Annotated in this window: 23 protein-coding genes; 11 read left to right on the plus strand and 12 right to left on the minus strand. The window is 67.6% G+C overall.

The genetic code is table 11. The features are described from left to right. Positions 1-16: 16 nt before the first annotated feature. From B2G71_RS05530 to B2G71_RS05540, 3 genes are read right to left on the minus strand one after another with little or no spacing between them, the layout of a single operon-like run. Entirely contained in the window at positions 17-712 is a 696-nt protein-coding gene (locus B2G71_RS05530; RefSeq protein WP_098104719.1) for an ABC transporter ATP-binding protein, read from the minus strand. After that, on the minus strand, positions 709-1,959 hold the full coding sequence (locus B2G71_RS05535; protein ID WP_098104720.1) for an FtsX-like permease family protein: 1,251 nt from the start codon (positions 1,957-1,959) through the stop codon (positions 709-711). Before B2G71_RS05535 ends, B2G71_RS05530 begins: the two co-directional genes overlap by 4 nt. Further along, positions 1,956-2,951 (minus strand): efflux RND transporter periplasmic adaptor subunit, encoded by a 996-nt coding sequence (locus B2G71_RS05540; RefSeq protein WP_098104721.1) that lies wholly within the window; start codon positions 2,949-2,951, stop codon positions 1,956-1,958. Before B2G71_RS05540 ends, B2G71_RS05535 begins: the two co-directional genes overlap by 4 nt. Positions 2,952-3,155: 204 nt before the next feature. On the opposite strand from B2G71_RS05540, the gene B2G71_RS05545 reads away from it, so the two are divergent. Together B2G71_RS05545 and B2G71_RS05550 are read left to right on the plus strand one after the other, a co-directional pair. Continuing rightward, positions 3,156-4,700: a bifunctional aminoglycoside phosphotransferase/ATP-binding protein gene (locus tag B2G71_RS05545; protein WP_240530018.1), complete on the plus strand. Its 1,545-nt coding sequence runs from the start codon at positions 3,156-3,158 to the stop codon at positions 4,698-4,700. Beyond that, a complete protein-coding gene (locus B2G71_RS05550) occupies positions 4,697-5,686 on the plus strand; it encodes a zinc-dependent alcohol dehydrogenase family protein (RefSeq protein WP_098104723.1) in 990 nt (329 codons plus the stop codon). Before B2G71_RS05545 ends, B2G71_RS05550 begins: the two co-directional genes overlap by 4 nt. A gap of 24 nt (positions 5,687-5,710) precedes the next feature. Here the strand turns inward: B2G71_RS05550 and B2G71_RS05555 are convergent, their stop codons facing one another. The 5 genes from B2G71_RS05555 to B2G71_RS24030 form a co-directional block, all read right to left on the minus strand. Further along, complete coding sequence (locus tag B2G71_RS05555; RefSeq protein WP_098104724.1) at positions 5,711-6,895, minus strand: acetate/propionate family kinase; 1,185 nt, start codon at positions 6,893-6,895, stop codon at positions 5,711-5,713. Beyond that, a complete protein-coding gene (locus B2G71_RS05560) occupies positions 6,892-8,319 on the minus strand; it encodes a bifunctional enoyl-CoA hydratase/phosphate acetyltransferase (protein WP_098104725.1) in 1,428 nt (475 codons plus the stop codon). Before B2G71_RS05560 ends, B2G71_RS05555 begins: the two co-directional genes overlap by 4 nt. A 3-nt stretch (positions 8,320-8,322) precedes the next feature. After that, positions 8,323-10,092, minus strand: coding sequence for an alpha/beta fold hydrolase (locus B2G71_RS05565; protein WP_098104961.1), 1,770 nt, complete (start codon positions 10,090-10,092; stop codon positions 8,323-8,325). Between the two features lie 249 nt (positions 10,093-10,341). Continuing rightward, a complete protein-coding gene (locus B2G71_RS05570) occupies positions 10,342-10,572 on the minus strand; it encodes a hypothetical protein (protein WP_098104726.1) in 231 nt (76 codons plus the stop codon). Positions 10,573-10,658: 86 nt separating this feature from the next. Further along, complete coding sequence (locus B2G71_RS24030; protein ID WP_168176271.1) at positions 10,659-11,168, minus strand: nuclear transport factor 2 family protein; 510 nt, start codon at positions 11,166-11,168, stop codon at positions 10,659-10,661. Positions 11,169-11,463: 295 nt separating this feature from the next. Here B2G71_RS24030 and B2G71_RS05580 point away from each other — a divergent pair, with 295 nt between their 5' ends. The 3 genes from B2G71_RS05580 to B2G71_RS05590 all read left to right on the plus strand — a co-directional run bounded on the left by B2G71_RS05580 (position 11,464) and on the right by B2G71_RS05590 (position 13,500). Next, on the plus strand, positions 11,464-12,150 hold the full coding sequence (locus B2G71_RS05580; RefSeq protein WP_098104728.1) for an SDR family NAD(P)-dependent oxidoreductase: 687 nt from the start codon (positions 11,464-11,466) through the stop codon (positions 12,148-12,150). A gap of 89 nt (positions 12,151-12,239) precedes the next feature. Beyond that, positions 12,240-12,683 (plus strand): hypothetical protein, encoded by a 444-nt coding sequence (locus B2G71_RS05585; RefSeq protein ID WP_098104729.1) that lies wholly within the window; start codon positions 12,240-12,242, stop codon positions 12,681-12,683. 4 nt (positions 12,684-12,687) lie between these two features. Then, positions 12,688-13,500: a ferredoxin--NADP reductase gene (locus B2G71_RS05590; RefSeq protein WP_098104730.1), complete on the plus strand. Its 813-nt coding sequence runs from the start codon at positions 12,688-12,690 to the stop codon at positions 13,498-13,500. Between the two features lie 52 nt (positions 13,501-13,552). Here B2G71_RS05590 and B2G71_RS05595 read toward each other — a convergent pair whose 3' ends face one another. Continuing rightward, positions 13,553-14,737: a L,D-transpeptidase family protein gene (locus B2G71_RS05595; protein ID WP_240530019.1), complete on the minus strand. Its 1,185-nt coding sequence runs from the start codon at positions 14,735-14,737 to the stop codon at positions 13,553-13,555. 108 nt (positions 14,738-14,845) lie between these two features. Between B2G71_RS05595 and B2G71_RS05600 the strand changes: the two genes are divergently transcribed. Continuing rightward, the gene (locus B2G71_RS05600) at positions 14,846-15,445 is read left to right on the plus strand and encodes a murein L,D-transpeptidase catalytic domain family protein (protein WP_098104732.1); all 600 of its coding nucleotides are present in this window, start codon (positions 14,846-14,848) and stop codon (positions 15,443-15,445) included. A gap of 60 nt (positions 15,446-15,505) precedes the next feature. Here the strand turns inward: B2G71_RS05600 and B2G71_RS05605 are convergent, their stop codons facing one another. The 3 genes from B2G71_RS05605 to B2G71_RS05615 are packed head-to-tail and all read right to left on the minus strand — an operon-like array spanning position 15,506 to position 18,270. Further along, a complete protein-coding gene (locus B2G71_RS05605; RefSeq protein ID WP_098104733.1) occupies positions 15,506-16,765 on the minus strand; it encodes a TolC family protein in 1,260 nt (419 codons plus the stop codon). Positions 16,766-16,774: 9 nt separating this feature from the next. Beyond that, positions 16,775-16,978, minus strand: coding sequence for a DUF2892 domain-containing protein (locus tag B2G71_RS05610; RefSeq protein WP_098104734.1), 204 nt, complete (start codon positions 16,976-16,978; stop codon positions 16,775-16,777). A gap of 11 nt (positions 16,979-16,989) precedes the next feature. Continuing rightward, positions 16,990-18,270, minus strand: coding sequence for an FAD/NAD(P)-binding oxidoreductase (locus B2G71_RS05615; RefSeq protein WP_098104962.1), 1,281 nt, complete (start codon positions 18,268-18,270; stop codon positions 16,990-16,992). A gap of 233 nt (positions 18,271-18,503) precedes the next feature. Here B2G71_RS05615 and B2G71_RS05620 point away from each other — a divergent pair, with 233 nt between their 5' ends. The 5 genes from B2G71_RS05620 to trxC are packed head-to-tail and all read left to right on the plus strand — an operon-like array spanning position 18,504 to position 23,931. Then, entirely contained in the window at positions 18,504-18,839 is a 336-nt protein-coding gene (locus tag B2G71_RS05620; protein WP_098104735.1) for a rhodanese-like domain-containing protein, read from the plus strand. A gap of 30 nt (positions 18,840-18,869) precedes the next feature. Then, a complete protein-coding gene (locus B2G71_RS05625) occupies positions 18,870-19,907 on the plus strand; it encodes an efflux RND transporter periplasmic adaptor subunit (RefSeq protein WP_098104736.1) in 1,038 nt (345 codons plus the stop codon). Next, entirely contained in the window at positions 19,904-23,167 is a 3,264-nt protein-coding gene (locus B2G71_RS05630; RefSeq protein WP_098104737.1) for an efflux RND transporter permease subunit, read from the plus strand. The genes B2G71_RS05625 and B2G71_RS05630 overlap by 4 nt, the downstream gene beginning before the upstream one ends. Then, positions 23,164-23,484, plus strand: a complete 321-nt coding sequence (locus B2G71_RS05635) for a metalloregulator ArsR/SmtB family transcription factor (protein WP_098104738.1) — start codon at positions 23,164-23,166, stop codon at positions 23,482-23,484. Before B2G71_RS05630 ends, B2G71_RS05635 begins: the two co-directional genes overlap by 4 nt. 9 nt (positions 23,485-23,493) lie before the next feature. Further along, on the plus strand, positions 23,494-23,931 hold the full coding sequence (gene trxC, locus B2G71_RS05640) for a thioredoxin TrxC (protein WP_098104739.1): 438 nt from the start codon (positions 23,494-23,496) through the stop codon (positions 23,929-23,931). The last annotated feature ends 79 nt before the right edge of the window (positions 23,932-24,010 follow it).

The following is a 24,010-nucleotide window of genomic DNA, read 5'->3' on the forward strand; positions in this document are numbered from 1 at the left end:
CGGGCGAGCGGGAAGATCAGGCGGGATCGCTCTCGACCACCCGCTCGACCCGCCCGTCGAGCATCTCGATGCGGATGTCGGAAATCGCGGCGATGGCGGGATCGTGCGTGACGCAGGCGATCGCGCGGCCCTGTTCGTGCGCCAGCGTCCGCAAGGTCTCGACCACCCGCGCGCTGTTGTGGCTGTCGAGATTTCCGGTCGGCTCGTCGCCGAGAATGAGCACGGGATCGTTGGCGAGCGCGCGCGCGATCGCCACGCGCTGGCGCTCACCGCCCGAAAGGCGGTCGGGCGTCTTGCCTTGCTTGTCCTCGAGCCCCACGCCGGCCAGCAATTCCAGCCCTCGCGCCTTGGCCTCGCGATGGGTCAGGCGGCCCAGCCGCTGGATCGGCAGCATGACGTTTTCGAGCGCGGAGAACTCGGGAAGCAGGAAGTGGAACTGAAACACGAAGCCGAAGCGCGCGAGGCGGATGCGCGCGCGCTCGTCGCCGGTGAGGCCGCTCACTTCGCGGCCCTCGAACAGCAGCTCGCCCGAAGTGGGCCGATCGATCAGGCCCAGCAGATAGAGCAGCGACGACTTGCCGCAGCCGGACGGGCCGACGATCGTGGTGAAGCGCCCGGGCTGGATCGTCAGGTCGACGCCGCTCACCAGCGTCACCGGCGGTTCGCCGGGGAGCATGCGCCCCAGGCCCCGCGCCTCGAGAATACCGCTCACATCGCGCCCCTGAGGATGTCGACCGGATCGACGCGCGAGGCCTTGCGCGCGGGAAGCCAGGCGGCGACCGTTCCGGCGGCGAACGAAGCCGCGGCGGCGATCGCGTACTGGCGCGCCGTGCGGTCGAGCGGGATGCGCTCGTCCTCGCCGCCGATCGAGAAGCGCAGCGAGCCCAGGATCTCCATCAACAGAGTGCCGAGCAGCCAGCCGAACACGACGCCGATCAGCGCGAGCACGATCCCCTCGACGACGAAGACGATCTGCAGGTCAGCTTCGGAAAAGCCGATCGAGCGCAGGATCGCGATATCCTTGCGCTTGTCGGCCACGCTGTTCGAGACGACCGTGTAGATGCCGAAGCTCGCGACCAGAAGGATCGCCGAGACCACCGAATACATGATGACGTTGCGCGTCAGCAGCAGCGAGAGGAAATCGGACGAACGTTCCTGCCAGCTTTCCGCCTTGTAGCCGAACTGGCCTTCGATCCGCTGTGCGACGCGCTGGGCGTCGTAGGGATCGGCAAGCTTCACGCCGATACGGTTGATGATGAAGGGGCGGCCGAGCATCGATTGCGCCTCGCGCAGCAAAACATACCCCGTGCCAGAGGACAATTGCGTCTGCCCCTTCTTGAACAGCCCGACCACGCGCATCGACCGCGCGCTCGACGAGGACGACGTCGCCGCGACGATGTCTCCCACGCGCACGCCCAGCCGGTTCGCCAGTTCCTCGCCGATGATGATCCCGCCCTGCGTGGTCTCGAGGTCGCGCAAGTGCCCCACGCGCAACTGATCCTCGATGGTGCTGATCCTCGCCTCGATCTCCGGCTCCACGCCCACGATGCCGAGCGCCTCCTCGTGCCCGCCGAGCCGCAAGGTGACGCCGCCCGAAAGGCTCGGCGACGCGATCGCGCCGTCGATCGCATCGACGGCGGCGACGATCTTCTGCCAGTCCTTGATCCCGCGCACCTCGGTGCGGATCTTGTAGCCGTGCAACTCCACCGCGCCCTCGCGGAAGGTGCGCGTGCCGGGCTGCGGCGCGGGACTGCGCAGTTCGTCGGAGATGATGATGTGCGGCGCGGCATCGATGAGCTGATCGATGAAGTCGTTCTGGCTGCCGACCATCAGCGCCGAGACCGCGAGAAAGAAGCCCACGCCGACCGCAACGCCGGTGACCGCCACCACCGTCTGGCGCTTGCGCCGCGACAAATGGCGCAGCGCGATCGAGATCAGAAACCCGAGGCGACCGATCATCGCCGGACCCGATCGCCATCCTCCAGGCCCTCGGGCGGGTTGACGATGACGCTCTCGTCCGCGGCGAGGCCGGCGAGAATCTCGACCTGGTCGGTGCCCGCGATCCCAGTGCGCACCTCGCGGCCCTTGGCCCTGCCCTGCTCCACCACCCAGACCCTGCCGTCGGTCACCGCGGATGCAGGCACCAGCAGCGCGTTCTCATGACGCGCGGTGACGATATTGACCTCGAGCGTCAGCCCGAACGGCAGATCGGCCGCGCGGGCGAGGCCGATGCGCACGCGAAACGAACGCTGGTCCGGGTCGCCGCCGGGCGTGATTTCGGTCACCGTGCCGCGCACCACCTTCCCGGGCAGCGCGTCGCTCGACATCAGCGCCTGCTGCCCGACGCGCACCCGCGCGATGTCGCGCTCGTCGACCGTCGCGGTGACGCGCGCCTGCGCCGGATCGCCCAGTTGCATCAAGGCCTTGCCTGGCGTCGCGAGGTCCCCCGGTTCGACATCGCGCGTGAGCACGATGCCCGATATTCCGGCGCGCACCGTCATCTGGTCGAGCCGGGCGGCGAGCGCCGCCGCGTTGGCGCGCGAGGCATCGCCGGCTGCGACCGCCTCGTCGCGCGCGGCGCGCGTGACCCAGCCCTGCCCGTAAAGCGTCGTCACGCGCTTCTCGGCGAGCGCCTTGCCGCGCGCGTCGGCTTCGGCCTGGCGCAGCATCGCCTCCTGTTCCGAGCCGTCCAGCCGAACCAGCGGCTGGCTGCGCGCAACCCGCTCGCCCTCGCGCACCAGAACCTCGACCACCGGCGCGGTCAGCCGCGAGGAAACAGTGACCGGATGTTCGGCCTCGACGAAACCCGTCGCGTAGACGAGCGCGGTCGCTGGCCCGCGCTCGACCGCCTGCATTTCGACGGAGGCCGGCCGCGACCACAGCAGCCACCACGCGGCCGCGCCGAGCAAGGCCAGCAAGCCCAGCAGGATGAACCCGGCGCGCCGCGACATGCGGCTCAACCGACCCGAGACATGGGGAAGCGGAAACCGGCGAACTTCGAACGTGTCATTGCAATCCCGAACCTGGCCCAAGGCAAGAACCTGCCACGAAACTGTTGCAGGCGCATGCTCCGTATCGCATTGACGGGCATCAAGGCGCAACGCGCAGACGTTCGCCACCGGGTCCATCGCGCAGGCAATCGAGGTCCAGTTGTCTTGACCGAATGCGACGACCAGTCCGAAACGCTCGCCTTCCTCGCGGATGGCGCTGCCTTCGGCGTGTCCGGGCCGGTCGAGCGGATCGACACCCATGCGGCGGTCGTCTTCCTCGCCGGGGAGCGCGCCTACAAGATGAAGCGCGCGGTCAAGCTGGGCTATCTCGATTTCTCGAGCCTGGAAAAGCGCAAGGCGGTGTGCGAGGCCGAGCTGCGGCTGAACCGGCGAACCGCGCCCGAACTCTACCTCGACCTCGTTTGCGTGGGCCGGCTGGCCGACGGGACGCTCGCGCTCGGTGAGGGCGAACCGGTCGACTGGTTGATCGTCATGCGGCGCTTTGCCTCCGATAGACTGCTCGCTGCGATGGTCGACGAAGGCCCGCTCGATCCCGGCCTGATACGCGACCTCGCGGACACGATCGCGCGCTTTCACGACGAGGCCGAAATCGTGGCCGGAGACGGCGCCGCGCGGGCGCGCAAGGTCATAGACGGCAATCGCGAGGCGATGGCCGCACTCTCGCCCGAAGCACTCGACCCGGAGGCGTGCGCCGATCTTCATGCACGCAGCCTGGAAGCGCTCGACGCGGTCGCGCCCCTGCTCGACCGGCGCGGCGCGAGCGGCGAGGTGCGCCATTGTCACGGCGATCTCCACCTCGCCAACATCTGCCTGTGGCAGGGCCGGCCGACCCTGTTCGACTGCCTCGAATTCGACGCCGCGCTGGCAACCACCGACACGCTCTACGATCTTGCCTTTCTGGTGATGGACTTGTGCCAGCGCAGCCAGCACGCCGCCGCCTCGCTGGTGCTGAACCGCTATTGCGACATGCGCGGCGAGGCCGAGGGACTGGCGGCCCTGCCGCTCTTTCTCTCGATGCGCGCGGCTGTGCGTGCGCATGTGAATGCCACGGCGGCCGAGCGTCAGGTCGAAGGCGACGCAAAGGTCCGGAAGGCCGAAGCCGCGCGCGCCTATCTGCGGACCGCCCTCGCCGATCTCGATCGCGACGAACCCGTGCTCGTCGCCGTCGGAGGGCTGAGCGGGACCGGCAAGTCGACCCTGGCGCGCGGCCTCGCGCCCGCTCTGGGTCGCGCGCCAGGGGCGCGCTGGCTGCGAACCGACGTGCTGCGCAAGCGCATCGCCGGCGTCGCGCCCGAGCAACGGCTGCCGCCCGAGGCCTATTCGCGCGAGCAAGGCGCAAAAGTCTACGCGCGGCTGGCCGACGAGGCGCACGAGGTGCTCACGGCGGGCATGCCTGTGATCGTCGACGGTGTGTTTTCGGCGGAGGATGAGCGCGAGGCGGTATTCGGCGTCGCGGGCGCGGCGGGCGTGCGCTTCACCGGGCTCTGGCTGGAAGCGTCCCCCGATGTCCTGCGCAGCCGCGTGAGCGCGCGGACCGGCGACGCCTCGGACGCGGACGCCGAAATCGTCGGGCGCCAGCTCGACTACGACATCGGCGATCTCGGCTGCTGGCAGCGGCTGCCGGCCTCGGGGGCGCCCGAAGAGGTGCTGGCGTCGGCCAGGCGCCTCGTGGGGCTCGGCGCATCATGAGCGTGATGCGCGCCATGCAGCTAGACGCGGTGGGCCAGCCGCTACGGATGGTCGAACGCGCGCTTCCCGAACCGGAGCCCGGCGCGGTGCGCATCGCGATTTCGGCCTGCGGCGTGTGCCGCACCGACCTACACGTGGTCGACGGAGACATTCACGGCAAGCTGCCGGTCGTACCCGGGCACGAGATCGTCGGGCGGATCGAGGCGCTTGGCGAGGGCGTGACGGACTTCGCGATCGGCCAGCGCGTCGGCGTGCCCTGGCTCGGGCATACCTGCGGCGCATGCCCCTATTGCCTCAGCCACCGCGAGAACCTGTGCGACGACCCGCTCTTCACCGGCTTCACCCGCGACGGCGGCTTCGCGACCCATTGCCTGGCCGATGCGCAGTATTGCTTCGCCATTCCCGACGTCTTCGACGACATTCACGCCGCGCCGCTGTTGTGCGCAGGGCTGATCGGCTATCGCTCCTACCGGATGGCGGGGCACGCGCCGGTGCTTGGCCTCTACGGCTTCGGCGCGGCGGCGCACATCCTCGCCCAGCTCGCCGTCTGGCAGGGCCGCAAGGTCATGGCCTTCACTCGCGACGGCGACCTTGCGGGCCAGCGCTTCGCGCGAGAGCTGGGCTGCGCCTGGGTCGGAGCATCATCGGAAAGCCCGCCCGAGCCGCTTGACGCCGCGATCATCTTCGCGCCCGTCGGCGCGCTCGTGCCGCAAGCGCTCAAGGCGGTGAAGAAAGGCGGGCGCGTGGTCTGCGCCGGTATTCACATGTCCGACATTCCCGCGTTTCCCTATGCCGACCTGTGGGAAGAGCGCCAGATCGTCTCGGTCGCGAACCTCACGCGCGACGACGGCACCGAGTTCCTGGCGGTTGCCGCACAAGTCCCGGTGCGCACGCACGTCACCGCGCTGCCGCTGGGCGAGGCGAACACGGCGCTAAACCGGCTGCGCGCCGGCGAGATCGAGGGCGCGTTCGTCCTCGTGCCCTGACGGGCCGGCTCGCGCCCCCCGCGCTCAAGCCTGCCGCATAACCGCCGCCAGCGTGTGCTGCGCGATCATCCGTTCCTCGTCAGTGGGAATGACGAAGACCTTCACGGCACTCGACGGCGCGCTGATCACCGTGGCGCCGGACCGGTTGGCAGCGCGGTCGACCGCCACGCCGAGATATTCGAGCTTGTCGGAGATCGTCTCGCGCACCGGCGCGCTGTTCTCGCCGATCCCGGCGGTGAAGACGAGCGCGTCGAGGCCGCCCAGCGACGCCGCCAACGCGCCCGCTTCGCGCGTCGCACGCCAGCAGAACATCGCGATCGCTTCACGCGCCTCGGGGGCTTCGCTTTCGTCCAGCGAGCGCATGTCGCTGGCGATCCCGGACACGCCGAGCAGGCCGGAGTCCCGATAAAGCATGCTCTCGACCTCCTCGGCGCACATACCGAGCCGCGTCACCAGATAGAGCACCACGCCGGGATCGAGGCTGCCGCAGCGCGTGCCCATCATCAGCCCGTCGAGCGCCGAAAAGCCCATCGTCGTATCGACGCTGCGGCCATCGTTCATGCCACACATGCTCGCACCGTTGCCGAGATGCGCGGCGATCACCCGGCCCGCCGCAGCCTGCGGGTCAATCTCGCGCAGGCGGCGCGCGATCCATTCGTAGGACAGCCCGTGAAAGCCGTAGCGGCGCATGCCGATCTCGTCGAAGCGGCGCGGCAGCGGCAAGCGGCAAGCGATCTCGGGCATGGTCTGGTGAAACGCGGTGTCGAAACAGGCGATCTGCGGCAGCGCGGGCAGCAGGTCCGCGAGCGCGCGGATGCCGGCCAGATTGTGCGGCTGGTGAAGCGGCGCGAGTTCGCCGAGCACCGCAAGATCGTCCATCAGCGCCTCATCGACCCGAACGGGCGCGACATGCTCGCGCCCGCCGTGCACGACGCGATGACCCACCGCGACAAGATCGGGGACGCTCGGCTCGTCGTGAATGATGGTCAGAACCTGATCGAGCAGATCCTCGTGCGTCAGGTCCGCACCGTCCGGCCATTCGCGCTCGGCGATGATCTCCTCCGACGCACGGATGAGCAGCTTGGGCGCGCTGCCGATCTTCTCGACCTTGCCGGACAGCCGCGGATCGAGACTGCCTCCACCGTCAGCCGCGAAGACGGCGAACTTGAGGCTCGAGGACCCCGCGTTGAGACTGAGGATAGACTTCATGCTCTCGTCCCGGAATCCTCGAGGCCGGGAGCCGCGAGCGTTTCCGCATCGGTGAGCAGCACGGCGAGCGCGCACGAAGCGAGGCGCGTTTGCAGGCTGTCCGCTCGGCTCGTCAGGACGATCGGCACGCGCGCGCCGAGGACGATGCCCGCCGCATCGGCGCCGCCCAGGAAAGTGAGCTGCTTGGCCAGCATGTTGCCTGCCTCGAGATCGGGCACGAGCAGGATGTCCGCGCGTCCGGCCACGGGCGAATCGATCCCCTTCTCACGCGCCGCCGCCTCGCTGACGGCATTGTCGAAAGCGAGCGGGCCGTCGAGCCGCCCCCCCGCGATCTGTCCGCGATCGGCCATCTTGCACAGCGCCGCGGCCTCCAGCGTCGAGCGCATGGCCGGGTTCACGGTCTCCACCGCCGCGAGGATGGCCACCTTGGGCTCCTCGACGCCGATGACCTTTGCCAGGTCGATCGCATTGCGCACGATGTCCGCCTTGTGCTCGAGCGTCGGCACGATGTTGATCGCCGCGTCGGAGATGATCAGCGGGCCGCTTCGGCCTGGGACGTCGAAGACGTAGGCGTGGCTGATGCGGCGTTCGGTGCGCAGGCCGGTCGCCTTGTCGACGACCGCGCCGATCAGTTCGTCGGTATGCAGCGAGCCCTTCATCAGCATCTTCGCCTCGCCCTCGCGCACGAGTGCGACGGCCCGCGCCGCCGCCGCGTGACTGTGCGCGGCAGGCTCGACGCGAAACTTGGAGAGATCGACCCCGGCCTCTTTCGCGGCAGCGGCGATCTTCGCTTCCGGCCCGACGAGGATCGGGTCGATCAGACCCGCCTCGCAGGCCTCGACCGCGCCCCGGATCGCCGAGACGGAACAGGCGTGGACGACGGCCGTCGGCACGGGCGGGCGCCCGGCTGCCGCCTTCATCAGCCGGCGGTGGCCCTCGTGCGTGGCCAGCTTCACGTCGGGCGGCGCCATGCGGCGGCGGCGAACCTTCTCGGTCGGCGCCTTCACTTCTGCGGTACCGGTGATGACGTCCTGCCCGGCCTGGTTGACGCAGCGGCACTCGAGCACGACGACATGGTGCTCGTCGCGCTTCTCGACCACGCGGACGCTCGTCGTGATCGTATCGCCTATGCCGACCGGGGCGAGGAAGCGCAGCGACTGGCTCAGGTAGATCGTGCCCGGGCCCGGCAACTCCGTTCCCAGCAAGGCCGAGATCAGTCCGCCGCCCCACAGGCCGTGCGCGATGACGCGGTGGAACATCGCCTGACGGGCATATTCGGGATCGACATGCGCGGGGTTCACGTCGCCGGACACCAGCGAGAAAAGCTGGATGTCCTCGGTCCTGAGCGATCGCGATGCGGTGACCGTGTCGCCGACGGCGATCTCGTCGAAGGTGCGGTTCACCATGAACTCGTCGGTCGTCATCGCTCAGCGCTCCTTCACATACGTTCCCGGGGCGTCGGCGAGGCAATCGTACGCGCTGGCAGGATCACCGATGCGGGGCGGCGGGGCCGGCTCCGCCGATCGCTCGTGGAGCCACTTGCCCCATTCGGGCCACCAGCTTCCCGAGCGGCGCTCCGCCCGCGTTTCCCACTCGTCGGCCGACAGTGCGGGACCTTCCTCTTCGCGCAGCAGCGTGCGGTATTTCGCCCGATTGCTGCCCGGCTCGGCGACGATGCCGACGTTGTGGCCGCCGCTGGCCAGCACGAAGCGGATCTGGGCCGGCACGAGGCCGTGGATCTTGTGGACCGATCGCCAGGGCGCGACGTGATCGCGCTCCGTTCCGACGACGAACAGCGGCACGCGTATGCCCGAAAGGCTGACCGCACGCCCGTCGACGCGGAAGCGGCCTTCGGCGAGATCGTCGTTGAGAAAGAGCGAGCGCAGGTATTCGCTGTGCATGGCGAACGGCATCCGCGTCGAATCCGCGTTCCAGGCCATGAGGTCGCTCATCGGCTCACGTTCGCCCATCAGGTAGGTTCCCAGAACGTGCGACCAGATCAGGTCGTTCGAACGCAGGATCTGGAACGCGCCGCCCATCCGGCTTCCGTCGAGATAGCCCTCGCTCCACATCAGGCTTTCGAGCAGGTGAAGCTGCGCCTCGTCGATGAACAGGCCAAGTTCGCCCGGCTCGCTGAACTCGGTCTGCGCGGCGAAGAGCGTGAGGCTCGCCAGCCGCTCGTCCCCGTCGCGCGCCATCGCCGCGGCGGCGATCGCCATGAGGGTTCCGCCAAGGCAGTAGCCGGCGGCATGAATCCGGGCGCCGCCAGAGATCCGCGAGACGACGTCGATCGCCGCCATCGGCCCCATCTCGCGATAGTCGGCCATGGCGAGATCGCGATCCTTGGCGGTCGGATTGCGCCAGGATATCATGAACACGGTAAAGCCCTGCCCGGTGAGCCAGCGCACCAGCGAATTGTGCGGCGAAAGGTCGAGAATGTAGTACTTCATGATCCAGGCCGGGACGATCAGGACCGGCTCGGGATGCACCGTGTCGGTGGTCGGTTCGTACTGGATCAGCTCGATCAGGTGGTTGCGGTAGACGACCTTGCCGGGCGCGGTCGCGATGGTCTCGCCGGCCCGGAAGTTCTCGGCGCCGCAGGGGGGCTCGCCGCGAAGCTGGCGGCGCGCGTCCTCGAGCAGGTTGGCGGCACCGTCGATCAGGCACTTGCCCCCGGTCTCCCGGATTCGGCGTTGGAGGACCGGATTGGTCGCCAGAAAGTTCGTCGGCGCGACCACGTCGAGCATCTGGCGAGTCGCGAAGGACAACACGTCTTGGTGGTGTTTCGTCACGCCGCCGATGCCGTTGGTGGCCGCGTGCCACCATTGCTGATGCAGGAGAAAGGCCTGCGAGATGAACGAATAGGGCGGCTCGGACCAGGCCGGGTCCCGGAAGCGTCGATCATTGGCAAGCGGCTCGATGGCCGGCTCGGCGTCGGAATCGGAACTGGCCCGCGAAACGTAGTCAGCAAACCGCATCGACTTGCGCACCGCCTTCGCCCCAAGTTGAAGTTGCTTGCCGGGGGAAATCGCCAAGTGAACGGCCCAGTCGGTCACGGCCTGGATCAAGGTCGCCGGCGAAAGCGCTGACGTCATCTGCGCGACCGCCGCGGTGGCGGCATGGTCCATCGTCGCCGCAAGGCCATCGAGCGGGTCGAAGTCCTGCGGGCTGCGGTCGGCCTCGGCCGCACGCGTCATCTCGTTCATTCTATGCACCTGTCAGTTCGTGGGTGAGGCGAATCGGTTCTGCCCCATTCCTGCCGTCCGTTCTTTGCGTATTGTCACTATGCATTGCGGCCGGGTCGCGGCGAGGCCGCGATCTTCGGCTCTCTGCCGGATTCGCGTGCAGTCTTTGCCAATGTCTTGCGAGCGCGCGAGGGACAGGGACCCAGGGTTTCCGACGAGATGCATCTGCATCGGTATCGTCGGCACCCCGGCCTCAGCGCATCAGTCCTGAAACACCGGCGGCGTGACGGACGTGGCCATCTCGACCACCGCCGCAGGGTTCAGCGGCGGGAACATCACGGTCGCCATCTCCAGGACCTGGTTCTGCCAGGCGAGCATCATTTCCATGAAACGGACCGGCATGAGCGTGAAGCACTCGAAAAAGATGGGGTCGAAAGCCTCTTCGAGCTTCTGGGTCGGAATGTCGGTCATCACCGGGATATCCGTGGTCATCGTCTTGCACCTTCAGCACGCGTGGATTGCCCCCGGCGCGCAGTCTAACGCACCCGTTTTGACTTTTCGAGACGATTGCGCCGGATTCAGGAAGAGCGGAGGAAACCGATATTGCCCGCGTCCGCCTCCTGGAACAGCGAGGCGAGAACGTAGTTCGTGTCGACACCGGGCATCGCCTGCATCACCCTGTGGTCCCCGGCGTAGGAAACCATGCGCGAGGCGCGCTCGGAGATCCGCCAACCGTGCCAGGTCCGCACGAGTACGTCGTCGTACCACCCGGTCGAGGTGAACAAGCCTTCGCCATCGTCGAGTTCGCGCCGGAAGCGCGCCGAGACGTAGCTGAACGCCCGTGCCTCGTCTCCCTCGACCTGGACCGTGTGCCCCGACGTCATGTGCTGGGTCGCGGAGAATCCGGCGTGAATATCCTGGTATGCCGAAATCAGCGTGTCGAGGCCGTCGATCGCGGCGCCGGCGCCGAAGTCCAGATGCACTGTATCGGTGAATACCTGCCGGAACAGCTCGTAGCGGCGCGAATCGGTGGCCACCGCATAGAGGTTCACGACGTTAACGATCTGGGAGATATCGTCAGCCGTCATTTCTTTCGCTTCCTTGTCCTGCAATGCTCGCAGGCGGGCCGGTCGATACCGGCTCTCGCGCCCGCCGTTCCCCTGACAAGATCCGGTTCCGCTGGCAAGGCATCGCCGGCGAGCTCGCCGAAGGCACGGCGGGCCTGGCCCGAATACGGCCCGGTTCGCGAAACGATCGCATTTGCGCGACAATGCGGACCACGCGCCCGTCCTTCGTGCTGAAACCTCCGGAACATCCCTCTGGGACAAGCGCGACAGGCCGTGCCGGGTATAGTCCGAGCCGAGAATTGGGGGAGAGGATGGCATGACGAGGGACCTGGCGGACAAGACCGCACTCGTGACCGGGAGCAGCCGCGGACTCGGCCGCGAAATGGCGAAACGCCTGGCCGAGGCCGGGGCGCTGGTCGCGGTCAATTACGCCAGCAACGCCGAGGCCGCCGAAGAGACCGTCGAGGAGATCGCGGCGGCGGGCGGCGCGGCCTTCGCGATCCGGGGGCAGCTCGGAGACGCCGCCACCGCGCAAGCGCTGGCGGCGAGCCTTTCACGCGAACTCACCGCCCGCAGCGGAAGCGGCCGGCTCGATATCCTCGTCAACAACATCGGCGGGGGCGACTACGCGCGGATTGCCGACGTGTCGCAGGAGGCCTACGACCAGACCTTCTCGAACAACGTGCGCGGCGCGTTCTTCCTGACGCAGGCGCTGCTCGACACGATCGCCGACAACGGCCGCGTGATCAATATCTCCTCGACCGGGGCCAGGCTCACCGATCCCGGCATCATCGTCTACACCATGGCCAAGGCCGCGGTCGACGCCTTCACCCGCGTGCTCGCGGCGGAACTTGGGCCGCGCGGCATCACCGTCAACTCGGTCGCTCCCGGCTTCACAGCGGGAGAGACCAACCGGCACGTCGCGCACGGCAACCGGGTTGACCAAGGCCCGCCGAGATGCGAAATCGCTTGTTATTGCGAATCACTTGCATTAGCAAAATGAATGATGGCGAGACCGATTTCGTCAGGGTGTCCGCCGCAGCGCCAGTGCGCGTCGGTAACACCACGAAACCCCGCTGACCGGAGCGAACCATGTACGACTTTATCGAACAGCCCGTCGCCAACCTCGACCGCAGCGGTCGCTTTCTGGTCTGGGCGACGCGCGGCTGGGCCAGGGCGATCGCGGCGCGACGCTGTCCTCCGCGCGTCCTCATGCGCGGCTTCAACGCTCACGGCCTGATGGACATGCTGCCGCACTTCCACCTCGCGATGGTGCTGCTCAACCTCGAAGGCCGCGACAAGTTGGCGGTGGCGCCGCTTGAACACCGCGACATCGTCGAGCACGAGGCCGTCCTGCTGGCGCTCTGGCGCGACGTCGCCTTCGGCAGGGAGGCTCGCGTCCGCGCAACGCTGGCGCTGCTGGTCAACGAAGAGGCGGTCACGCCGCTGCTGCGCGCGCTGAATTCGTGCTCCGCCGAGATGACCCATGGCGGCTTCGAACCCTCGGCGCTCCACATTCATGCATCGGAGGATTGATGTGATGAGCAACCGCAAGGCCTCGGCGGCCGCCCTTCCCGCTTCCGCCGCGCTCACGATCGAGGAGGTGCGCGCCGTGCGCCACTGGAACGCGCACTTGTTCAGCTTCTCGATCTCGCGCCCGCCCTCGTTCCGGTTCCGCTCGGGCGAGTTCGTCATGATTGGCCTGCCGGGCGACGGCCGCCCCTTGCTGCGCGCCTACTCGATCGCGAGCCCGGCCTGGTCGGACGAGCTGGAGTTTCTCTCGATCAAGGTGCCCGACGGCCCGCTGACCTCGCGCCTCCAGACGATCGAGCCCGGCGACCAGGTCTATCTGGGACGCAAGCCCACCGGAACGCTCGTGGCCGACGCCCTGCGCCCGGGCAAGCGGCTGTTCCTGCTGAGCACCGGCACCGGCCTCGCGCCCTTCCTGTCGCTGGTTCGCGATCCCGACATCTACGACCGCTTCGGCCAGATCGTGGTCGTGCATTGCGTGCGGCAGGTCAGCGACCTCGCGTTCCGAGACGAGCTGGAAAGCCATCTCGCCGACGATCCGCTGGTCAGCGACCAGGCCTTGCTGCAGCTCAGCTACATTCCGACCGTGACCCGCGAGGCGTTCCACACCCAAGGCCGCATCGGCAGCCTGATCGCCGACGGCACTCTCTTCCGCGGCCTCGGCGGAGCGCATCGTTTCGATCCCCAGACCGACCGCGCCATGCTGTGCGGCAGCATGGACATGATCCGCGACCTGGCGGCCGATCTGGAACGCGAAGGCTTCGTCGAAGGCTCCAACGCCAGCCCGGGCGACTTCGTGATCGAGCGCGCCTTCGTGGGATAACGGAATTCGGCGCGGCGTGTGCGAGCCCGTCTCGGCAGCCGCCCGCACGTCGCTACCGCTGGACGAGCGCCGCCGCTGGCGCCTCGTTCAAGGCCAACGCTTCGGCCTGTCCGCATTCGCTCGCGGGGTCGCTGCTTGCCACTGCCGCCGGGCGTGTCACTTCCGCCATGCCCTGCCTCGCGTCACGTCCGTAGATGTCGGGGTGGAATGCAACGCCGCCCTCCTCGCTTGCGCTCGCGGTAAAATAGGCGATGTAGACCGGGAGAGCCCGCTCCAGCGGCACGGTCGTGGTCACCCGACGCGCGACGACGGCATCGATCTGCTCGCGCGACATCGTTCCGGCGAGCAGGGTTCGGGCGAAATCGAGCGCATGGTCGACGCGCACGCAGCCATGGCTGAACGCACGAACCTCGCGATCGAACAGGGCCTTGCTCGGCGTATCGTGCATGTAGACCGTATAGGGGTTGGGCATGTCGAGCTTCATTTCGCCCAGGGCATTGGTCGGGCCGGGCTTCTGGCGGACCTGGCCGCCGCTGCGCACATAGCCGGCGCTTGCCGGAAAGACGCCGCGCTTCTCGCGCACGATACTGGCCGGGACCGTCCACCAGGGATTGAGGATCACGCCGGTCACTTGCGCCGAAAAGATCGGGGTGGGCGTGGATCTCTTGCCCACGATCACGCGCCAGCGGCTCGGTTCGCGTCCTTGCAGCGAGAGCCGCGCCTCGAAGGCCGCCGCGTTCACCAGGATGTAGTCGGAGCCCAGCACGCGGGGCATCCAGCGCCAGCGCTCCATGTTGAGCGCGAGGGTGCGCCGGCGCGCGGGGTCGGATTCGACGCCGTACTGCCTGCGCAAGGCGGCGTAGTCGCGATGGGCCGGACGCAGACCCTCGAAAAACGAATCCAGGCTGTTCATCGCCAAGGCGCGAGCCAGCCGCTCTCGCAGGTCGACCGAAGAGTCAGTGTCGGTGATATGCCAGCCCGCGCGGCGCGAGGCGGGAACGGCGCCCAGCAGGTGCCAACGGGCCAGCCGCAGCGCCAGCGCCGTCGCTTCGCCGTCGATGGCGGCCCCGTCGCCCGAGGCGATCGCGTCGTCAAGCGACGTCGTATCCAGCGCGGGAAGCGCATCTTCCGGCGCCCTGGCGGCCCAGACCTTCAGGCGATCGGCCTCGTGCCGCGTCCAGCCTGCGACGGACTGCGCCGCAACGGGTGTCGCGCCGAGCGTCACGTACGCCAGCAAAATCGGCAACCGACGAAGCAGACCCGCTCGGGCGATGTGTTCACTATTGCAAACAAGCCACAGGCTTCCCAGTTTCAAAGAAACAACTCCTAATTGGGTTCGCAAGACATGACATTCAGCAGGCGCACGCTTCTGGGCGCCATTGCTGCAGGTTCAACCGGCCTTATTTCTCCGCGCGTATTCGCCGCGGTCAAATCGGATAGCCGCCCTGACCTGCTTCGCAAGGCAATGGCCGCTCTCGATACGCATTCTTCCAGGATTCCGCACCGGGATTTGATCGGGCTCGTCGATTTTTCGGTTCCTTCGGCAGTACCCCGGCTGCAACTGGTGGACGTCGCCGGGGGCCGTGTGATCAGCCATCATCTCGTCGCCCACGGCAAGGGATCCGATCCGGCGAACACCGGTGTCGTGCAGAAATTCTCAAACCGGCCGGGTTCCAACGCGTCCAGCCACGGCGCCTTTCTCACCGCCAACTCCTACTACGGCAAGCACGGCAAATCGCGGCGGCTTATCGGGCTCGATCCCGAGAACGACAACGCGCTGGCCCGTGCCATCGTCATTCATAGCGCAAGTTACGTGGACCCGATCATGGCGCGCTCGCAAGGCCGCATCGGTCGGAGCCTCGGCTGCTTCACCCTGACGCGCGGCGATCTCTCCGAGGTGTTATCCCGGCTTGGTGAGGGCCGGATGCTCTTCGCCGCGAGGTAGAGGCCCGACAGGCGGATGGAGGCTTCGGCGCAAGCCGGTCACCTTGTCCGTCGGTCTCCCTCAGAAACCGCCCGTCAGGGCATTGAGCTGCCACGCCGCGACAAGCCGCTGGCCCTGGGCTTCGAGCAGCGCCGCCCGGGCTTCGGCCGCCTCGCGCTCGGCATCGAGCACGGCGAGAACCGGCACCGCGCCGACCTGCGCTTCCAGTTTGCGGCCACGAAGCGCCTCGTCGGCGGCTTCGCTCTGCAACTGGGTCGCCTCCACCATCCGCCGCGCGGCGGCAAGCCCCGTCCAGGCGTCGATCACCAGACCTTCCAGCACTTGATCGGCCTGACGCAGCCGCGCCATGCTGGCATCGAGATCGGCATCGGCGGCGCGGGCCTGACTGGCGACGCGACCGCCCGCGAAGAGCGTCCACCGCCCGCGAATGCCGACTGCGACGGAATCCGCGCGATAGTCGGAGAAGAACTGGTCGCGCACATGGTCGGCCTCGACGAAGGCCATGACCTGCGGCATACCTTCGGCCCGTGCCCCGCGCGCGCCCGCTTTCGCAACATCCACCGCCGTCTTCGCCTGCTGCAACGACGGATTGGCGGCGCGCGCCAGATCGAGCGCTTCGTCCAGCGTCGGCGGCGTTGCCGGCAGATCCGGAAGTCCAGCCAGTTCGCCCGCCGGCTTGCCGGTCAGCCGCTCGAAGGCGGCTTCGGCCGAGGCCAGACGCCCCTTCGCCCGCGCCTGCCAGGCTTCCGACTCGGCCCTGCGAGCCCGCGCCTGCGCAAGCTCGGAACTCGCGATCTCACCCGACTGGAAGCGAAGCAGCGCCTGCCGCTCCACTTCGGTCAGTTCGGTGACGAGGCGACCGAAACGCGCATCGAGCTTGCGCGCGGTCAGCACCTCGGCATAGGCGGAAATGGTCTGCACCACCGTCTGCAAGCGCGCGTGCTCGGCCTGGAAGCCGGCGATCTGCGCACCGCCGCTGGCCTGATCGATTGCCGCCGCGATCCGACCGCCGGCGTAGAGAGGCATTTCCGCCGTTCCCTGCACGGCCAGCGGCGTGGTGTTCGCGGCGGTGATGCCGAAAAACCCGCCGTTGTCGATCCGGCCTTTCCCGACCGATCCCTCGACGCGAAGCAAGGGATTTCCTTCCGCCTTGGCGCGATCGAGGCGCGCCTTCGCCGCCGTTTCCTGCGCCCTCGCAGCCGCGAGCGCGGGCGCGTTCGCAAGCGCGTCGGCGATGGCGGCGTCGAGATCCGATGCCGCCGTGGCGGGCGAGGCGGCCAGACACGATACCGGCAGGAGGGCAAGCAGCAGGCGACGCATCGCGGTCTCTCAGCGGAAAGCGTTTCCGGGGGCGACGCCAAGTTTCCGGAAGATCACCGCCGCCGGGCAGAAGCCGGTGAAGCTTGCCTGGATCATGTTGAGTCCGGCGAAGATAGTCAGCCCGATCCAGTAGGGATGGACATAGATCGCAAGGATCGCACTGGCCAGAACCACCACGCCGGCGAAGCGAAGAACGGCAACATCGAGATTCATCGGTCGTCTCCTCACTTGAACCGCAACTTGCGGATGCCGAGCACGTGCATGGCGAGCTTCTCATAGAATGGTTCGCTGGAACCGCGCCGCACCTTGTGGAGAAAGTACTTCTCGAAGCCGACTTTCGCCAAATGGACCCACTTGCCGTTCGATGACCAGTTGAGGTTGCGCGGCGGGATCTGCGGCTGGGCGACGAAGGCGACGCCGCCGTCGCCGAAATCGGCCAGGCATACCGCATTCCAGGTCGCTTCCTCGGCGGGCTCCTTGCCGTCGAGTGCCAGCTTCAGATTGGCGGTGATCGCGGCGACCATCGATTCGATCATGAACCCCGTCTTGGGTACGCCGACCGGAACCGGAGTTGGCCCCACCGGGGGGATCGCCACGCACACGCCCAGCGAATAGACGTTCTTGAACGTCGGGTTGCGCTGGTGCTTGTCGGCAAGAATGAAGCCGCGTGGATTGACCAGACCCTCCACGTCCCTGACGGCGGAAATGCCGCGAAAGGCGGGCAGGATCATCGAATAGCCGAACGGCAGGTCGTGCCGGGCCTTGACCGAACCGTCCTCGGCCAGCTCCTCGCAGTGCATGAGACCGTCCTCGACGCCCAGGATGCGGTTGTTGCACACCCATTTGATGTGGCGCTCGCGCAGCTCGCTTTCGAGCAGGGCCTTCGTGTCGCCCACGCCGTCGAGTCCGAGGTGGCCGATGTAGGGCTCCGCCGTGACGAACGTCATCGGCACCTTGTCGCGTATCTTGCGCCGCTTGAGTTCGGTATCGAGGATCAGCGCGAATTCGTAGGCGGGGCCGTAGCACGAGGCCCCCTGCGCGGCGCCCACCACGATCGGACCGGGATCGGCGCAGAAACGGTCGAACGCGTCGGCGGCGTCGGCGGCGTGTCCGGTCGTGCATACCGACTGGGTGAAGCCTTGCGGACCGAGCCCGGCGATTTCGTCGAACGCGAGGTCGGGGCCCGTGGCGATGACGAGATAGTCATAGGCGAGCGAGGTCCCGTCGCGCAGTTCGAGGCGGTTTTCCGCCGGATGCACCCGCTCGGCCCCGGCGCTGGTGAACCCGATGCCCTTCCGGTGCATGATCGGCGGCAGGTGGACCTTGATCGCCTCGGGCTCGCGCCAGCGGACCGCGATCCACGGATTTGAGGGCACGAACCAGTAGTCGTCCTGATCGTTGACCAGCATGACCTCGGCTTTGCCCTTGACCGCGTCGCGTATCTCGTAAGCCGCTATCGTACCGCCCAGCCCAGCTCCGAGAATGATGATCCGGGGTAACGTCATGGCATCCAGCTCCTGTCCGTCGGATGCATCGGCCCGGCCCGCACGCCCATTCATAATGTCCCGCATACCTGGACATTCCTGCTTGCGGCAGGGACGAAGGGCGATGCACGCCGAGCCGCTCGGAGACAGACGTCCGACCCGACTCAATATCGCCCTTTACTTATATAATGAAATTACGATATAGCAAGAGAGGTTCAGCAGGCTCCGGATGAGCCGTCTCGAGAGGCAGGAAAATGAACTCCAATTCAGGCAAGGGCCCGCATCGGGAAATCAGCGCGCAACAGCTCGCGGCGATGATCGACGACGGTGCGGCAACGGTCGTCGACGTGCGCGAAGCCGATGAATTCGCGGCAGGGCACATTCCCGGCGCCGTCAACATGCCGCTGTCAACGTTCCGCCCGTCGAACCTGCCGGTCGAGCCCGGCAAGACGCTCGTGCTCAACTGCCAAGGCGGCAAGCGCTCGGCGATGGCGCTCGACAAGTGCGGCGCGGCGCAGGAATCGGTCGATACGCACCTCGCCGGCGGCTTTGCCGGCTGGGAAGCGGCGAAGCTTCCCGTGGAACGCTAGCACCCACGCGAGCCGACGGAGTAAGCGATCATGCGTAAGGCGCTCGCGGCAACTGCGGCTCTCGGCCTGCTTCTCGCCGTGCCCCTGGCAGGCTGCGGCTCAACCGAGGAGCCCACCGAGACGGCACGGGCCCCGGCGGGCCCGAGGCTCGTGCTCACGCCGAGCGACACGGTCGACTGGCAGGACGTCAGCGCCGAAATCGCCACGGTCGATCAGGCGCAGGTGCTCGCGCGCATTCCCGGCATCCTGGCGACGCTCTCTGTTCGCGAAGGCGATATGGTCCGCAAGGGCCAGGCCATCGGCCGCATCGTCGACAGCCAGCTCGGCTATCAGTCGGGCGCCTACGGCGCGCAGGCCGCCGCCGCCCGCGCGCAGGCTGAACAGGCCAAGGCCGAACTCGAGCGCGTCCGCTTCCTCCACGACAATGGCGTCTACGCCAAGGCGCGACTCGAACAGGCACAGGCCGCCGCTGCCGCCGCGCAGGCGCAGGTCCGCGCGGCGCAGGCGCAGCAGGCGGCCGTCGGGGCCGTTGCCGGGCAGGGCCGCGTCGTCGCGCCCGCGACCGGACGCGTCCTGCACGCCGACGTGCCGCCCGGCTCGCCCGTGACGCCTGGCATGACGGTGGCGGTGATCACCGCCGGCCCGACGATCGTCCGACTGGAAATGCCCGAATCGCTGGCCGACAAGGTCCGGATCGGCTCGCGCGTGAGCGTCTCGCGCGCCGGCGGCGGCGAGACGATGGGCCGCGTCGTTAAGCTCTATCCTTCCGTCGCGACGGGACAGGTCAGGGCCGATGTCGAAATGCCCGGAATCGACAATTCGCTGATCGGCCGTCGGCTGCCGGCGAGAGTGGAAACCGGAACCCGCAAGGCGCTGCTGGTGCCGCGCGCCTTCGTCACGAGCCGCTATGGCATCGACTACGTCACCGTCCTGACTAAGGACGGAGACGGCGCCGAAGTGCCCGTGCAGATGGCGGCGGCAAGCGAGCCGGGCAAGGTCGAGATCCTGTCCGGGCTATCGGCCGGAGACACGCTGATCGGCCCCGCGAGGGACGCGAGCGGCGCATGAATCTGGGCATTTCCGGCAGGCTGACCCGCGCGACGATCCAGTCACCGCTGACGCCTCTTTTCCTGCTGGCCGCGATCGTCGTCGGACTGATCTCCACGATCACGATCCCGCGCGAGGAAGAGCCGCAGATCAAGGTGCCGATGGTCGACATCATGGTCCAGGCGCCCGGCCTTTCCGCGCCTGACGCGGTGGAGCTGGTCGCCAAACCGCTGGAGACCATCGTCAGGAGCGTCGATGGGGTGGAGCACGTCTACACACAGGCGCAGGACCACGGCGTGCTCGTCACCGCCCGATTTCTCGTCGGTTCCAATCCCGAGGACGCGGCGATCCGCATCAACGAGAAGATCGAGGCGAACAAGCACCTGATCCCGGTGGGCGTGCCGTTCCCGCAAGTGACCGTTCGCGGGATCAACGACGTACCGATCGTCGTCCTGACGCTCGCGCCCAAGCCCGGCGCGGCGGGGCAATGGAACGATCAGGCGCTTGCCGAACTGGCGGGCAAGCTGCGCACCGAGATCGCCAAGGTCGACGATGTCGGCCTCACCTTCATCACCGGCGGACAGACGATGGCGCTGCGCGTCGTGCCCGACCCTGCCCGCCTCGCGCTTTACGATGTGCCGCTGAGCAACGTGATCGAGGCGGTCGGCCAGGCCAACCGCGCCTTTCCCGCAGGGACCGTGCGTGAAGACGGCCGGACTGCGCTCGTGGTCGCCGGGCAAAGCCTGCGCGATGCACGCGAGCTTTCGCAGCTCACCGTGCGCTCAGTCACGGGCGCGCCGGTGCTGCTGTCCGACGTCGCCAGAGTGGAACGCGAAGCAACCCGGGATCAGGCGCGCGCCGTGCGCTGGACCAGGGACGACAAGGGCGATTGGACGATGGCTCCGGCCGTCAGCCTCGCCATCGCCAAGCGTGCCGGCGCCAATGCCGTGGTCGTGGCCGAGCAGGTGGTCGAGCGCGTGCACCTTCTGCAAGGCACGCTCATCCCGCAGGGTGTCGAGGTGGCGGTGACGCGCAACTACGGCGAAACCGCCAACGAAAAGGCCAACGAGCTGATCTTACACCTGGCGCTGGCGACGGTCTCGATCGTGGTGCTGATCGGCTTCGCCATCGGCTGGCGCGAGGCGGGCGTGACGGCGATCGTCATTCCCACGACGATCATGCTGACTATGTTCGCATCGAACCTGATGGGCTTCACCATCAACCGCGTGAGCCTGTTCGCGCTGATCTTCTCGATCGGCATCCTCGTCGACGACGCGATCGTCATGATCGAAAACATCGCGCGGCACTGGGCGATGCAAGACGGCGCCGGCGGCGATGCGCGCAGCCGCGTGGACGCGGCGATCGAGGCGGTCGCCGAAGTCGGCAATCCCACCGTGATCGCGACGCTCACGGTCGTGGCGGCGCTGCTGCCGATGCTGTTCGTGTCGGGGCTGATGGGGCCCTACATGGCGCCGATCCCGATCAACGCGTCGGCAGCGATGATCTTCAGCTTCTTCGTCGCGGTGATCATCGCGCCCTGGCTGATGATCCGCTTCGCACGCCAGACGCTCGCCAATGGCGGCGGCGGCGCGCATGCGGACGACCACGGCGGCAGGCTGGGCGCGCTCTACAAGCGCTACGCCAGCCGGGTGATCGCCACGAAACGGAGCGCGTGGCGATTCCTGATCGCGGTCGGCATCGCCACCCTGCTCGCCTGCTCGATGTTCTACTTCAAGGCGGTGACGGTCAAACTGCTGCCCTTCGACAACAAGAGCGAGGTGCAACTGCTCGTCGACTTGCCCGAGGGGACCAGCCTCGAGACCACCGCCCGCGTGCTGCAACAAGCCGCGACGATCACCCGCTCGGTGCCCGAAGTGGTCTCGATGGAAGGCTATGCCGGCACCTCCGCGCCGTTCAATTTCAACGGCCTGGTCCGCCACTATTTCCTGCGCAGCCAGCCCGAGATGGGCGATCTGATGGTCGCGCTGCTGCCCAAGGGCGACCGCTCGCGCTCGAGCCACGAAATCGCGGTCGTCCTGCGCGAGAAGCTCGAGGCGATCCCCCTGCCCGCCGGCGGTTCGCTCAAGGTCGTCGAGACCCCGCCCGGCCCGCCGGTCCTCGCGACGCTGCTCGCCGAGATCTACGGCCCCGACGAAGCCACGCGGATGAACACGGCCGAGCAGGTGGAGAAGATCTTCCGCTCGGTGCCCTTCATCGTCGATGTCGACAATTCCTTCGGCCAACCCCGTCCGACGCTTCGGCTCGTGCCCGACCGGGCCAAGCTCGACCACTACGGCCTGTCCGAGCGCCAGTTATTCGATTCGATCGGCACCCTGCTCGGCAGCCGAACCATCGGCTATGCCTCGCGAAACGCCGGGACCCACGGCAGCGGACGCGATCCCTTGCCGATCGTGCTGGAACTCGACCAGTCGCAGCGCACATGGTCGGCGGCGCTTGCCGCGACGCCGGTGGCCGTGGCGCAGGGGCCGGCCGGGCCCACGCTCGTCCGGCTAGGAGAGCTCGTCACCGCGCGGACCGAACCGGGCGGACAGACGATCTTCCGGCGTGACGGGCGCGGCGTGAACATGGTCACCGCCGAACTCGCCGGGCGCTACGAAGCGCCGATCTACGGCATGCTCGCGGTGGACGAGGCGATCGAGGGCTTCGACTGGCAGGCGCACGGGCTGCAAAAGCCGCAGGTGATCCTGCACGGCCAGCCCGATGACGAGAGCAAGCCCTCGCTGCTGTGGGACGGCGAATGGGAAATCACCTGGGTCACCTTCCGCGATATGGGCGGAGCCTTCATGATCGCGCTTCTGGGCATCTACGTGCTGGTGGTCGGGCAGTTCCGCAGCTTCACCATTCCGCTGGTGATCCTCACCCCGGTTCCGCTGACCATGGTGGGGATCGTGCTCGGGCACATGCTGTTCCGCGCGCCCTTCACCGCCACCTCGATGATCGGCTTCATCGCGCTGGCGGGCATCATCGTGCGGAACTCTATCCTGCTCGTGGACTTTATCCGGCACAGCCGCTCGCCCGACAAGAGCTTGCGCCAAACCCTGTTGGAGGCCGGCATGATCCGGTTCAAGCCGATCGTACTTACCGCCGCGGCCGCCATGATCGGCGCCGCCGTGATCCTGACCGACCCGATCTTTCAGGGTCTTGCGATCTCGCTGATGTTCGGCCTGGCCTCATCGACCCTGCTGACGGTTCTGGTCATCCCCGCGATCTACGTCGTCCTTCGCGACGACGGCAGGGCATTGGAAAGCCACGAAGCATGAAGACGACCGACCCGTCCGAACTCCAGGCGCTCAAGTCCAACGCCAATGCCATGGCGGGGCGGCTCAAGATGCTGAGCAATTCCGAGCGCCTGCTGATGCTGTGCCGGATGGACGAAGGCGAAGTCTCGGTCAGCGAACTGGTGGACCTAACCGGCCTTTCCCAGTCCTCGGTCTCGCAGCATCTGGCCCTGCTGCGCGATGAGGGCATCGCCGCGATCCGCAGCGAGGCGCAGACCCGCTATTACAGCCTGAAGGACCCGATCGTGCGCGACATCATCCGCGCCTTGTGCGACATCTGCAGCAATTCCTGCGACTAGGACCCCGACGTGAGCGACTCCGAGATCATTGCCTGCCCCGCCTGCGCATCGCTCAACCGCGTGCCGAGCACGAAGCTGGCGGACGGAGGTAAATGCGGGCGATGCCACTCGCCGCTATTCGATGGCCATCCGGTGACGCTCACCGCGGCCAACTTCAACGCGCATGCCGCCCGCAGCAGCATTCCCCTGCTGGTCGATTTCTGGGCGTCATGGTGCGGACCGTGCCGCCAGATGGCACCGCAATTCGAAGCCGCCGCACGCGAATTGGAACCCACAGTGCGGCTCGGCAAGCTCGATACCGAGGCCGAGCAGGCGATCGCCGGGCGCTATGGCATCCGTTCGATCCCGACGATGATCCTGATCACGGGCGGACGCGAGATCGCGCGGCAATCCGGCGTCATGCCCGCGCACGCGATCATCTCATGGGTCGGGCAGGCGCTGTCGTAAGAAGCCGCGTGAAGGAACGTCCGACCAGGGACCGCCGGATGCACCGGGCGACGCTCATGGGTCTCGTGGTCCGGCAACT

This window comes from Novosphingobium sp. PC22D, assembly GCF_002556635.1.
In the GTDB taxonomy this organism is placed as follows: Bacteria; Pseudomonadota; Alphaproteobacteria; order Sphingomonadales; family Sphingomonadaceae; genus Novosphingobium.